9 protein-coding genes and 1 pseudogene are annotated in these 12,882 nt (G+C 38.2%); 1 reads left to right on the forward strand and 9 read right to left on the reverse strand.

Annotated elements, in window-relative coordinates:
• Positions 1 to 101: 101 nt before the first annotated feature.
• The 4 genes from gloA2 to MPH60_RS13195 all read right to left on the reverse strand — a co-directional run bounded on the left by gloA2 (position 102) and on the right by MPH60_RS13195 (position 5,139).
• On the reverse strand, positions 102 to 488 hold the full coding sequence (gene gloA2 / locus MPH60_RS13180; protein WP_241593001.1) for an SMU1112c/YaeR family gloxylase I-like metalloprotein: 387 nt from the start codon (positions 486 to 488) through the stop codon (positions 102 to 104).
• 387 nt (positions 489 to 875) lie between these two features.
• Entirely contained in the window at positions 876 to 2,129 is a 1,254-nt protein-coding gene (locus MPH60_RS13185; RefSeq protein WP_241592999.1) for an MFS transporter, read from the reverse strand.
• 174 nt (positions 2,130 to 2,303) lie between these two features.
• Positions 2,304 to 3,965 carry an amidohydrolase gene (locus tag MPH60_RS13190; protein ID WP_241592998.1) on the reverse strand — a complete coding sequence of 554 codons (1,662 nt, stop codon included), beginning with the start codon at positions 3,963 to 3,965 and terminating at the stop codon, positions 2,304 to 2,306.
• A 430-nt stretch (positions 3,966 to 4,395) separates the two neighbouring features.
• Positions 4,396 to 5,139, reverse strand: a complete 744-nt coding sequence (locus MPH60_RS13195; protein ID WP_076368734.1) for an SDR family NAD(P)-dependent oxidoreductase — start codon at positions 5,137 to 5,139, stop codon at positions 4,396 to 4,398.
• A 289-nt stretch (positions 5,140 to 5,428) separates the two neighbouring features.
• On the opposite strand from MPH60_RS13195, the gene MPH60_RS13200 reads away from it, so the two are divergent.
• Positions 5,429 to 6,568, forward strand: a complete 1,140-nt coding sequence (locus MPH60_RS13200; protein WP_241592996.1) for a LuxR C-terminal-related transcriptional regulator — start codon at positions 5,429 to 5,431, stop codon at positions 6,566 to 6,568.
• A 137-nt stretch (positions 6,569 to 6,705) separates the two neighbouring features.
• Here the strand turns inward: MPH60_RS13200 and MPH60_RS13205 are convergent, their stop codons facing one another.
• The 5 genes and pseudogenes from MPH60_RS13205 to MPH60_RS27965 all read right to left on the reverse strand — a co-directional run bounded on the left by MPH60_RS13205 (position 6,706) and on the right by MPH60_RS27965 (position 12,710).
• Positions 6,706 to 7,845 (reverse strand): Ger(x)C family spore germination protein, encoded by a 1,140-nt coding sequence (locus MPH60_RS13205; RefSeq protein ID WP_241592993.1) that lies wholly within the window; start codon positions 7,843 to 7,845, stop codon positions 6,706 to 6,708.
• Positions 7,845 to 9,356, reverse strand: coding sequence for a spore germination protein (locus tag MPH60_RS13210; RefSeq protein ID WP_241592992.1), 1,512 nt, complete (start codon positions 9,354 to 9,356; stop codon positions 7,845 to 7,847). The genes MPH60_RS13205 and MPH60_RS13210 overlap by 1 nt, the downstream gene beginning before the upstream one ends.
• Positions 9,328 to 10,431 carry an endospore germination permease gene (locus tag MPH60_RS13215; protein WP_241592990.1) on the reverse strand — a complete coding sequence of 368 codons (1,104 nt, stop codon included), beginning with the start codon at positions 10,429 to 10,431 and terminating at the stop codon, positions 9,328 to 9,330. Before MPH60_RS13215 ends, MPH60_RS13210 begins: the two co-directional genes overlap by 29 nt.
• Positions 10,432 to 10,953: 522 nt before the next feature.
• The gene (locus MPH60_RS13220) at positions 10,954 to 11,703 is read right to left on the reverse strand and encodes a TerC family protein (protein ID WP_241592988.1); all 750 of its coding nucleotides are present in this window, start codon (positions 11,701 to 11,703) and stop codon (positions 10,954 to 10,956) included.
• Between the two features lie 234 nt (positions 11,704 to 11,937).
• A pseudogene (locus MPH60_RS27965) lies at positions 11,938 to 12,710 on the reverse strand (penicillin-binding transpeptidase domain-containing protein).
• Between the last annotated feature and the right edge of the window lie 172 nt (positions 12,711 to 12,882).

Below are 12,882 nucleotides of genomic sequence, written 5' to 3' on the forward strand. Positions count from 1 at the left end.
GATGACTTTAATAGTATCGATATATTCAACTAGAAAGAGTTTGCCTCAATTTTTGAAGTTAGCTTGCCTTAAAGCTCTCTCATCATTCTAGGCTTGTAATCCTACTTTTCATATATTTCTAGAGGCAAATCATCCGGATCACAAAAAAAAGTGAACCTTTTTCCTGTTAACTCATCAACACGGATAGGTTCGACTGGAATGTTTTCATTTTCTAAATCTTCAATTGCTTGATTAATATCATCCACTTCAAAAGCAAGGTGTCTAAGCCCTCTAGCTTCAGGATAACTAGGACGATGGGGACTATCAGGAAATGAGAATAATTCCAGCTGATATTCCCCTCCGACGATAAGATCCAATTTATATGATTTCCTTTCTGAGCGATATGTTTCCTTCTCGATATCACAGCCTAAAATATTTACATAGAAATTCTTTGACTTTTCATAATCGGAACAAATTATTGCTACATGATGTATTTTTTTTACCTTCATTTGCTTCCTCCCTAAAAGATGTTGGATAGTTCTAAAATCTAATTTTACCAAAGTTATACATTAATAAAAACTTAGATTTCAGCGCATCCTTTGGACTCCTCTGCACGATACTGGTACATCCATTTCCCTTTCACCGGATATAGGTCTTAACAATCCTCCAAATAGATGAATTGCAGCACATTAGAAAAATGTGTATATTTTAATCTTGAAAATACCCTGGCCATACTGGATGAATAATATCGTATAAAAAATAAAAAGCCCTGTTAACTGAAAATCAGTAACATCAGGCTTGTAAAGATAGTAGCTGGCAGAATTATTTTACTCTCTATATACCATTTCGAACAAACTTTTATAAATTCTAACGCCCACTTTTGCCTTTATATCCATCTATTTTACAGCAGGAATTACTTGTGGATTTTCTGATTTGAAATTTTCCTTACCCGATTTCAAGGTCATAAAAGCGATAAAACAAACGACTCCGAATGAAACCAATAACCAAACAGCCCCATTAAACGATCCATCGAAAGCGTCTATGACAAAACCGATCGTTAAAGGAGCGATGAAGCCAGCCACTTGCATCCCTAAATTGACCACTCCCACTGCAGAACCTCCGATTGCTTCCGGTAAATACTTCAGCGGCAGACTAAAAATGATAGTGGATAAGGCTGCGGAAAACATAGGTATAATGGATTGATAGATGATAACCCCCGTTACGGTTTCTGCATGAAACATGAGATACACGAATAATGCTAGACCTAATCCACTAAAGCCCCCTATCCATTTTTCCTTTCCAACTTTCACTTTATCCAGTACATAACCGGCGAAAATATAGAAAGCCACCGACGCTATTGCAGGGATCATCTGTAAAAGACCCATGGAAATTAAATTCAGGCCACGTTCCTGCACCAAGTAGGTCGGCATCCATGACATCACTCCCCAGCTGATGAAGCCATATGCAAACGAGGCAACCATCAAACTAACGACCAAGGGGGTTTTAAACAGCTTAATAAAAGAACCTTTGACAGGAACTTCCGTTAAGGAATCCTCTTCTCGCGAGCCCTGACTCTCTACTCTTGGTTTTAATAAGAACAAATATAGCAACCCGATCGTAAACCCGAAAATCCCAATAATGCCAAACATCATCCTCCATCCGATATTAACAAGCAGAGTGGCAGCCAGAATGGGTGAAATGACACCTGCAACAGTGAGCGCGGAAAGAAACAAAGACATTGCCCGGGATCGCTTTTCTTCCGCAATGGATACTGCTATCATTTTGGCCCCAGCAGGAAAGAAACTTCCTTCCCCCAATCCGAACATAAAACGAATGACCAACAACGATACAAAAGACCATGCCAATCCCGTCAGACTGGTAAAAATGGTAAAACTAAAGACAGAGACAATAAGCACGATTCTAGCGCCGAAACGATCGGCCATCCAACCGCCGGGAATCTGCATAATTGCATATCCTAAAAAGAAGATGCTTAAGATCAGACCTGTGGAGGATGCGCTCAAATGGAGGTCATCGGATATATGGACAATCCCATAATTAATGACAAAGCGATCCAGTGCCGAGAACAAATTACCTGCAAAAAGTAATAACAAAATCATTTTTGGATTTTGACCGAATGCTAATTTGTTCACTAGCATAGCCCCCTAATTTAGCTTTAAATTTCATCACGAGTCTATAAACCCTAAGGAAACAGGATCGTGGTGTCTCTAATGTCGAGGATGCGGGTTCAAAGATAATCGGTGCCTTTATCAAACATATAGGATTTCCTTTTATGATTAGACGCAGTATATTTTTCCGGTTAGAAATTAAGTAGTCTTTACCTTTTCTTGTCCATATACTGGGCTTCCATCTATGAAGGTGGCCAGAATTGCTATGTCCCTAATTTCTTCTGGATGAACAGCTGTAGGATCAGTCTCGAGAATGGTAAAGTCTGCTTGTTTTCCAATTTCTATGCTGCCTGATCGTGACTCATCAAAATTTAGTTTTGCGCCAAAAATAGTCATCGACTTTAAAGCTGTTTCTACATCAATGCGCTGTTCTGGGCCTAAAACATGACCTTCTCTCGTTATTCTATTAACTGCAGCCCATACTGAAAATAGGGGTGAGATTGGGGTAATTGGACAATCGGAATGCAGGGTGAACAATAAATTGTGTGCAACAGCTTCAGCTAACGGACTTATACGTCTTCCACGCTCCGGACCCAGGAAAATTTGTTTATGCCTGTCTCCCCAATAATATACATGATTGATGAAGAAGGATCCGGCTACATCAAGTTCTCTCATCTTCATGATGTCCTCGGCGGTTGCGGTTTGGACATGTTCGATTCTATGGCGATGCTCTTTACGAGGGCTATTGGATAACGCATATTCATATGCCGCTAATATCGAGCCGATCGCACGATCCCCGTTTCCATGCGTTGTGATCCTAAATCCTCGTCGGTGCAGGTCTAATACTTCTTCATTAAATGCTTCCTGCTGATGAATGAGATCTCCATATACATCTTGATTTTGATAATATGGAAGTCGTAAAGCTCCTGTTAATCCTTGTATAGAGCCGTCCTGAAACATTTTTGCGCTATCTAATTTAACCCGTCCCGCAGACCTTTCCCTGAGTTCCAGGTCCAGTTGAGCTGGAGAATAACCCCCAAATGGCTGACCTTCACGAAGCTGCTGATGCATGATCATCAGTCTCGTTCGCATCGGATTAATTTTTTGTTCAGCCGCTTTAAGATGAACCTCTAAATCTTCTAAATTATTAAATCCAACTGCAGCATCTGTATTCGTGGTAATTCCTTGAGCGACATAATCTTTTGAAGCCTTTCCTAACATATCAACCTGTTGCCCTATTGTCATTTGTGGTATGTGATCATTTATTGGTGCCATTGCCGCTGGTTCATAAATCACCCCATTAAGTCTTCCGTTCTCATCCCGTCCATAATGTCCGCCCTGGGGATCAGAAACATCATCAGTTAAACCTGCGAATTGCAAGGCAAGCGAATTTACTGCGGATAAGTGCCCTGAAGTGTGTGTGATGACTACAGGGTTATTTGGCGAAACCTTATCTAAATCACTCCGTGTAACATGCCGCTTTTCATACAAAAGCGTATCATCATAGCCATATCCCCTTACCCATTCGCCATCGGGAGTTTCTTTTGCTTTTGCACCAATTACCTCTAAAATATCTTTTATGGATTGATTTGGCGGTGTACTGCAGTTCACCTGTCCCATCGTTAATCCATACATTAAAATATGGTTATGAGTATCGATAAAGCCTGGAATTAGGGTGGATCCCTTTAAATCTACAACATCAGTACTTGCTGTAATCTCCACTGCACTTTTAGGTGGCTCACATTCATCCCAAATCCCGACAATATTCCCATCTGCTACAGCAATAGACCTAGCCCTGCGATTCCTGTTATCTAGAGTCAGCACATTTGCATTTTTAAATAAAAGATCGATTTTTATCATAAAATAAACTCCCTCCCTTTTTTTGTTTTAAATCCACTTCATTTCGTCATAGCACTAACTTGGCACTACTGACAGATAGGGCAAATATTCACAAGTCAATCAGGAGTAGAATGACACATCCCTTCTTTCATGAAACAATAGATTTACCCCATTTTACTAGTGGTGTTAACATCATGTCGTCCGAACCAGTATAATTGGCATATTAACATTAAAACATTTAAATTTATAATTTTCAATATTTTCTAAAAATAATAATACATATAAAACGATAGATTATTATGTAACTAAGAAGATTTTCGTTATATGTAAAAAAAGAGCCCTCCAGTATGATTTGGGTATACGAATACCACTCATCTTACAGAAGAAGCTCTATTAATTGGTACCTCAAACGAATTTGACTGTTTGAGAGCGAGCGAATAATCCTTAAAACTTAGACGGCGGTATATCCCCCGTCGACAATAAGGCTTGTGCCTGTAACAAATGATGCATCGTCACTTGCAAGGAAGAGAACGGCTTTCGCCACTTCTTCCGCTCTGCCTAAACGGCCGATTGGATGTAAATCGATCAAACCTTGTCTGATCTCACCCTGTGCTTCGGCAATAAGTGGTGTATCAATATATCCCGGGCAAACTGCATTAACGCGAATCCCATCTTTGGCATAAGTCGAACCTAACGTTTGTGTTAATAGTTTGACCCCGCCTTTCGCAGCAGAATAGGCTGTTACCCCCGGTTTCCCTGCATGGCTATGGATGGAGCCTGTATTGACAATGGCGCCGCCTGTAGATTGTTTTTGCATTTGCTCTATTGCATATTTATCGGATAGGAAGACACCGGATAGGTTAATATCAATTGTTTTTTGCCATTGCTCATAGCTTAACTCATGAATGTTTCCGTCTCTTGCAATTCCTGCGTTTGCGAACATGATATCCAGTTTTCCATATTTGTTAACTGTCTCTTCGATCATATTCTTCACGTCATTTTCATTCGTCACATCAGTTTTAACAAAAAGAGTATCATACCCTTTTCCATTTAACTCTTCTGACACAGCCTGTCCATGATCAGCAAAATCGGCAATGACCACCTTTGCTCCTTCTTCTGCAAATAATTGAGCCGTGCTTGCTCCAATCCCGCTTGCTCCTCCTGTTACGATTGCCACTTTGTTTTCAAGTCTCATCATATTACCAGTTCTCCTTTTCTAATTTTCTGTGCAACAGATTCCTTGAGCACCAGAAATCTCCATCCCTAGAGGTTCTCCCTAGACGACCATTCTTATACAAGCAAAAAGCTGACTAAAATGTTGAAATCATTGATTGTAATAGGATGCCGTCAAATAGCTACATTCTGTGTTCATACTTTTATTTTACTCCTTACAATTTGAATTACTATCCTATAAAGTGCTGTATAATAATAGGGTCAGTTCCCCCTTTTTATAGGGTATTTTGTTTTAAGGAGAAGTAATTCACATGGCTCATCCCTTTCATGCATATGAAGAAATAACCTTGCAGCAATTCATATTATTCATTAAAAGCCATAACAAACAGATTGAAGAAAATATCAATATTTATTTGAACCTAGAACCCAACTTATTAGAACCTGAACGTAAGATGATACAAACATTACTGGAATCATTTTTGCTATTTTTATCGTCTCCAAATATCGAGGACGTAAAAGACACATACGAAGAGCACTTGGAAACTTGGCTACAATTACATTTACCCCTTTTAAATGATAATGATTTCAGCATGTTCCGATTAATCTTTGAAAAGTCCATTGTTACCTTAATGGTAAACCTGAAACATGCCCAAACCCTATCCATTCTTATGTTCTTATTATCCATGTTTTCTCATCTCATCCATAGTTATAACAAGTGGACGTTCGACGGAACAGAGCAACATCCCAAAATCAAACAAGAGAATGCAGAACTTAAAAGGCTGCAGCTGCTGGACCAATTAGATGAACTTTTAATTAACTCAGCAGGATTTAAGGATTTTGCTTTTATTCTAAAAAAATGCGAAGAGTTCTTTAACTATAAAAGATGTGTTTTTTATGCTTATATTCCTTGGTCCAATCAATTTTACGGCACCATTGGATTGGAGCTGCCAAAAGTTCAAAGCATGAGGGGGCAGCTCAGCTCCAGACAATCCATGGTATTCAACTCAAAAAAGCCGGTATTTATAAAAAATCCCCATAATTACATTAAAGAGGAACATATACAGCTATTTAATCTTTCTTCTGTCATTTTTGTACCGATTGTTCATGACCAGCAAGTGTTCGGCTGGCTGACCTTTGATCAATTAGGGGAGGAATTCGATTATTCAATAGATGAACTGACTTTACTTGAACAGGTAGGAAAACGGCTCGGTTTATATTTATCAAGAAAGGATGATGAGGTATCAATAGGTACCGACATACAATTGACGGAACGTGAATCCATGATATTAAATTTACTGGCTGAGGGCTATAACAATAAAAAAATGGCCGAATTGTTGCAATTAAGCGAGCATACCGTTAGAGATTATGTAAGCAGCTTAATGACCAAGTTTAAAGCTAAAAATCGTACACAAGTCGTAGTCTATGGATTTCGTTTTGGTCTTTTAAAGTAATCGGTATGTAAGTTAAAATAAATCCTTACATAGTTAGTTGTTGAATTTCATTTACAAGGGCTGCCATATCATAATCATTGGAAACGACTTTGAAGAAAGATTCTGTCATGGCAGCCCACGATTCACTTTCTAAGGTATCAATTCATGTACTCATATTTATAATCGCCTGTTTTTTTAATAGCAATATCCACCTGAATATTACGAATGGATTCTTCATTAAGGCTAAAATCCTTTTTAGAAACTTCTTTCCATTTTTTTAAATCCTTTCTGTAGATAACTCCTTCTAAATTATAGATGTCTATTTTTTTTTCAAGAGCATATTTGTACGTATCCCTAATTTCTTTCTCTAATGCCCTCTGTATTTTTTCTTTAAGGTGGGGTAAAGAGATGTTTTCTTCCATATCCGTTACTGCACCTTCGACTTCAATTGAAATATCGAATTCGACTGTATCATTTACATAGATAGGCTTTATATTGAATTTTGGCCTCATTAGAGATATTTGAACATTTTTGTTTTTGTTGATTTTTATTCCAATTGGGGACCTTACCGTTGATTTTGTTAACCACCTCATCCCCCCAAGATGTTTATTTGCTATCTCCCCCATTAGTTTATTATTTTTAATAAGGTAGGACCCTGATAGCTTTACGGTGTTCTGTGATTTTTCTTTTGCTTTCCACACCTCATTTTTTATCGAAATCTTCGGTAGTTTTATTGTCATTCCTGTTTCATAATTTTGCGTATAAAATCTTTGGATCCGGATGGGTTCGACAAAGGATCTTAATTTATAAATATCATCCGGATTGAAAATGCTTGTTTGAACGGATGAGCCGAATAGACTATTGACAAAGAGGATCTTTTCCAAGGAATCATCAGTTCCATATAACCAAGTTGTTTCCCGGATTTGCTGAAATCTTAAAATGGGATCGTTTACGTTGACCAACCCATGTTTTAGTAAGCTTTCTGAGAAAATGATCAATTTAACATGAGCCCAATAAATATACTGGTTTGACCTTTTATAAATGTCATTCATGGCCTCGTTCATTGTTTCCCCTCGCCCTTTGGCGACCCAAACTGTTGTTGGTTTTGGTTCCAAGCCTTCTTGTTTAGCAACACCGGCAAAAGACGTCACCTGCACATAAATGACATACTGACCATTTTGATAATCTATTCCCATTGCACTTATATATTGGATATCTTGAATATCCTTGGTATCCCAACAGCCACTTAAAAGAGCAAGGCTCAATACAGATAATATAATTCTAAGGATTATTTTCATTAGCGATTTCCTTTTGTATTGTCCTTTGTTTTCAGCGTTTCGGCTCGTTTCTTTCTAAAGAGATATGGCTTCACAAAGACACCGCCCCCTAGAAGATCTTTCAAGGATATTGGTGAAATAGGCGCTAAGTAGGGTAAACCATAAATCTGCAGCCTTGATAAATAAAGGACAATGGAGAAAACACCGAGAAAGAATCCGAATAAACCTAAAACAGAAGAGAGAAATAATACATAAAACCTGGCCATGCTTACAATTCCACCTAATGATTGATTGATTAATGTATAGGTGGCTACCGCAGTAGTACCTGCCACAACCAACATCGTCGGGGATGTAATCCCGCCTCTAATTGCCGCATCACCAATGATTAATCCACCCACAACAGCCAGTGATTGACCGATTGCTTTTGGGAGTGTGACACCTGCCTCTCGAAACAGCTCAAATAAACCCAAAATCAAGAAAGCCTCTTGTTGAGGTGATATAGGCAACCCAAACCTAGATACGGTTATCGTCGCCAAAAATGAGAAGGGGAGCTGGTCTAATTGAAATGATATTAGTGCTATATAAAAACCTGGCAGAAATATTGATACCAACAGTCCGATAATGCGAAAGAAATATTCGAAATTTGTATAGTAAGATGGAGTATGACGATCTTCCGCAGCTTTTAACAAGAGTGTAATATTACCTGGCCCAATTAAGGCAGTTGGTGATCCATCCACTAAAATGGCAAAGCGCCCATTATTTAAACTGGCTACAACATAATCCGGCCTCCCTGTATAATCAAAAAACGGAATCAGGTTGAACTTACTGCCTGATAAAAATTCTTCAAGTTCAGTGGTTCCCAACAAAATATCTGTGTTTATTGAGGAGATTTTCCTTTTTACTTTTACAATGGTTTCTGGGTTTACAACATCCTTCACGTATAATAAATTGATTTTTGTCTTGCTCCTTTTCCCAATCGTAAATTCTTGATTTTCGAGTGATGCAGTTTTATATCTCTTCCTGACCAACCCTAAATTAACAGAGATATCTTCAATAAAACCATCACGTGGACCTCGGATGGAAATTTCACTACTTGTTTCCTCGGGACTCCGATTCGGGATGCTTGGAAGGGAAAACATAAATAATAATTCCAATTCTTCAAATAGCATCAGGACCATCCCGGAGAATACGTTCTCCTCCATATCTTCTTTTAAAGTGGAGGAAGGGAAAACCCTGCTGACTTTAAATTCGTCTTGCGGATCTTCTATAACATCTTCTTCCTTCAGTTTAGAATTTATGAATACATGACCTTCAAGCCGTGCTACTGCTTCCCACAATTTTTTGACATCGACCAACACCTCTGAATAAATCAAAGTGCAAATAAGGGGCGAATCAGTTTTCCCTTCAGATGTAATGGTATGCTTTTTGAATTTCACATCCGAGCTCATTCCGAATACTTTTTTGAAATACTCCGTTTTTAGTTGGACCTCCGAAGAACTCCCCTTATTTGCCTTGTTCAATAGAGGCTCCATTCTTTTTCACCCTTTCTTTCAAAAAAATGACCATGTTTATGAAAAACGTAATAACCAAAATGCTAATCACACTCAATTTAAAATAATATCGTTCCGTAAAATCCCTGTATGCTGGAATGTCGATTGGTATACACAGCGCAATGATCAAGGAGACTGATATAGCAAGCAATACAATATTTTTTATTTTCCTTGATTTAATTTGAAACAGTTCCCCCATGAGGAATATCGATAAAGAAACACGGATAAATGCACCTGAAAGCCATTGGTATATTGATAAAAAATCCAGCCGGTTCAAATACTTCCCCATGGTTAGTAACCGCCATTGAGCATATGCAGGATTGCTGATTTTAGCTGCCTGCACCGGACCAAACTCTGTAATGGAGCCTATTATCGGTCCCATACTGATAAACAAAAGAAATAAACTTAAAAAAAGTAAACTCCTGAACTTTATTTCTGTCTTTACAAACTGTTGAATCAAAACGAGCAGAAATATCTCTGTAAAACCTCCACCTAGTATTACGACCCCGTCCCAAACAGGTGTAATCCCATTTTCAAAAATTGGGAAAAGCAAGGAGTAATCCTTATACTGTATATTTGCCGTCATAATCATAAATCCAAGTGCCACAACAAGGGGCAAAACCAATCCCCCGGCAATCGCTATTGTTTTGATACCAGCCTCGGCAGCAATAAAACATAGGATGATGAAAGGTATAAATAATATATATTCTGGCGTTTGAATCATATAAGTACTGTTTACCCAGGAAAATGTGCTAAATAAAGTGACAAACAAGTTTAATAAGATATAGAAGAAAAGAAGGATTTTTATGGACCATGCGGCGAGCGGGTGACTGTGAGTATGAAGCCAGCCAATGATATGCTGTTGTTTTGTTTTATTTATGATCCAATAAACCATGGGAAGCCATAAAAGAAAAAGCAACCCGGTCACTAAAGTACTGATCCATGAATCTCTTCCGGAAGCCCCAAGCAGTGAAGGCAAAACGATGACATGGTTCATCAACCCAATAGATAGAATCAGCACCATTGTTGCTTGAAAAGTAGATATACTTTTTATCATGTGACACATCCCCTCTCTTTTAATATGAGGAGGCATTTTTGTTTTTATTCATACAGTGCATCAATTCTATAAGGGGCAGATGGGTATTTGAACGTCCCTTCCCGTCAATAAGCTCCTCTGAATCAACTACCATTTATCATCGGCTTTGCGATGAATAATCTAGAGAGACATTTTTTTGGATACAAATCAGAAAAGTTTTGTACGGTTTCATCGAACGCCCAACAGGCACCAGCTGTTTTTTTGCTGGTGCCTGTTGGAAGTTACCCCTTATACTGTAACCCCTAGTTTGAATTAGTTTTGTAGGTTCTTCATTGATTCTTACATTTCGGCAGGACTGCCCCTGTTCTTTTTGAACGTTTCCCATAAATCTTCAATCAAGGTTATTTATTTCATACATGATTTACAAACAGGATTTGTTAAACATAAATAAAGGAGACCACTAATTGTGGCCTCCTCAGTTTTTAGGCAAAAGGGTTCTATCTAAAAGTTAAGGTATTTCAACTCTTTTTTACACTGAAACCATTAGTCATGTTGCTTATCATTTTTCACTGTTTTTCCTGATAAAAACCATCCGCCTATTGCAATAAGTAGCATGACTGACCAAAAGATTATATTCCAAATCGGTCCTTCAACAAAATCGTGAGAAATAATGTGCACGGCTGGATGTGCAAGGGTATGCATTAATAACTTAACCCCTACCCAACCAACGATCAACATGGCTGCCGTTTCGAGGCTAGGCCGCTCCGTCAGTATCTTGACGAAGTATCCTGCAGCAAATCGGATGACGATTAAACCTGCAATTGCTCCTAATAAAATAACAATGAATTTTGCCCCATCCATACCTCCTATATCACCCATTGGTGTATCAGGCAAGGCAATGACAAGAGCGACTGCAGCTAAAATGGAATCAATAGCAAAAGCAATATCAGCTAATGCAATTTGCGCAACGGTCATACGGTAGCTTTTCCCTTTTTTTTCTTTGTCACCGTGGTCCTTTTTTAGTAAATGCTTTAATGAGATGAAAATCAAATATGCAGCCCCAATTGCTTGAACTTGCCAAACATGGAAAAGGTACGAAATGATAAAGATTGCACCAATCCTAAATATAAAAGCCATAAGCAGCCCAATATTAATCGCTTTTTTTTGCTGTTCTTTTGGTAAATGCTTTGACATGATGGCTAAAACCAATGCATTATCAGCAGATAATAAACCTTCTAAAAAAATTAGAATAATTAACACCCAGCCATATTCCAATAATAACGATAGTTCCATGATACCCCCCTAAAAGCATGTATAAGAATGCGTATATGACTTCAAACCCAACAACACTTTCTCCTCCAATATTGTCCCATCTTATCTACTTCCTTATTCAACCCTTCCTTCCCATTAGCTCCATTTGAACGAAGAAACTCCGCTATTGATAGTAAAGCATCCATTAGCTTTATAATATATTCTTATTTGCTTAGCCGTAGTTCACATTGGCATATTATCTTCACACTTCGGCAATCACCAAATCCATACCTTTTCTGCCATTAAATGAAATTTCTGCAAAATGTCCCTTGTGATATCCCTTGCTTCAGCCGATGTGCCGGAGATATTCGTTACAAAACAAGTCATTTCAATAAAACCAACATACCAGCCAATGTTTGTCTTCTGCCCTGTTTTCCGTAAAGTGTATAACTGTCTTCTTCAGTCTTGATCATCATCCTTGTAACGGTTTTCATGACATCCTTATCAATAGGAATATTCTCTCCATATAAATTTGCCATAAACCCACTTGTTCAATAGGAGAAATTTTGAGTGAGCTGCTTAGCCAAAACTGACCTATCCCTCCACTAATATCTTGGTTGCCATAAGAAATCTTATGAATCCATTCCTCAATTCGACCCTTTCCAATGTCACGGGCCATTGCTTAATAATACCAAACAACAGAGTTCCTTAAACCAGACCCAAGCGTATGACCTTGTTCCATATCTCAATTTCCCTTTTCACGCCATCCCATCCTCGACAGCAACGACAATCCGATAAGTGCATTAGGCATCTTAAAAAGTTGATTGAGGCGCAAATCTTTGTTCGGCCCGTTCATTATTATAGATATAAGTCTTATCTTTTTTCACTTCACGTAATATAAAAGTACGTTCACGTTCAGCAAAAAAATTCATCGACGTCGAGCTGTTTATCTTTGGCCATTGGCCCCACTTGGCTGCTGTATATATAAATAGAACGGAGGCGCCAATAAGTAGTAAAAAAGCTGCCAGAAGCCTGCGTTTTTTTAAAATTCATCACCTCAAAAATATATTTACAATCCTTTCCATTCTAGCAGATAAACTCAATATTTTTAAGATTAAGAATTCTTATCTTTACAGGCCTAATTTTAAAAAAAGTCACGGCGGATAACATGGAAGGTTAAACATCATTGCGCCTTATATGATTTCGTTGCAATATTAATCA

This window comes from Peribacillus sp. Aquil_B1, from assembly GCF_022603275.1.
Taxonomy (GTDB): Bacteria; Bacillota; Bacilli; order Bacillales; family DSM-1321; genus Peribacillus.

Excerpts from the sequence above, each read along its gene's own strand:
- gloA2 (WP_241593001.1), bottom strand. The coding sequence starts at position 488 with ATGAAGGTAAAAAAAATACATCATGTAGCAATAATTTGTTCCGATTAT.
- MPH60_RS13190 (WP_241592998.1), bottom strand. The coding sequence starts at position 3,965 with ATGATAAAAATCGATCTTTTATTTAAAAATGCAAATGTGCTGACTCTA.
- MPH60_RS13195 (WP_076368734.1), bottom strand. The coding sequence starts at position 5,139 with ATGAGACTTGAAAACAAAGTGGCAATCGTAACAGGAGGAGCAAGCGGG.
- MPH60_RS13200 (WP_241592996.1), top strand. The coding sequence starts at position 5,429 with ATGGCTCATCCCTTTCATGCATATGAAGAAATAACCTTGCAGCAATTC.
- MPH60_RS13205 (WP_241592993.1), bottom strand. The coding sequence starts at position 7,845 with ATGAAAATAATCCTTAGAATTATATTATCTGTATTGAGCCTTGCTCTT.
- MPH60_RS13210 (WP_241592992.1), bottom strand. The coding sequence starts at position 9,356 with ATGGAGCCTCTATTGAACAAGGCAAATAAGGGGAGTTCTTCGGAGGTC.
- MPH60_RS13215 (WP_241592990.1), bottom strand. The coding sequence starts at position 10,431 with ATGATAAAAAGTATATCTACTTTTCAAGCAACAATGGTGCTGATTCTA.
- MPH60_RS13220 (WP_241592988.1), bottom strand. The coding sequence starts at position 11,703 with ATGGAACTATCGTTATTATTGGAATATGGCTGGGTGTTAATTATTCTA.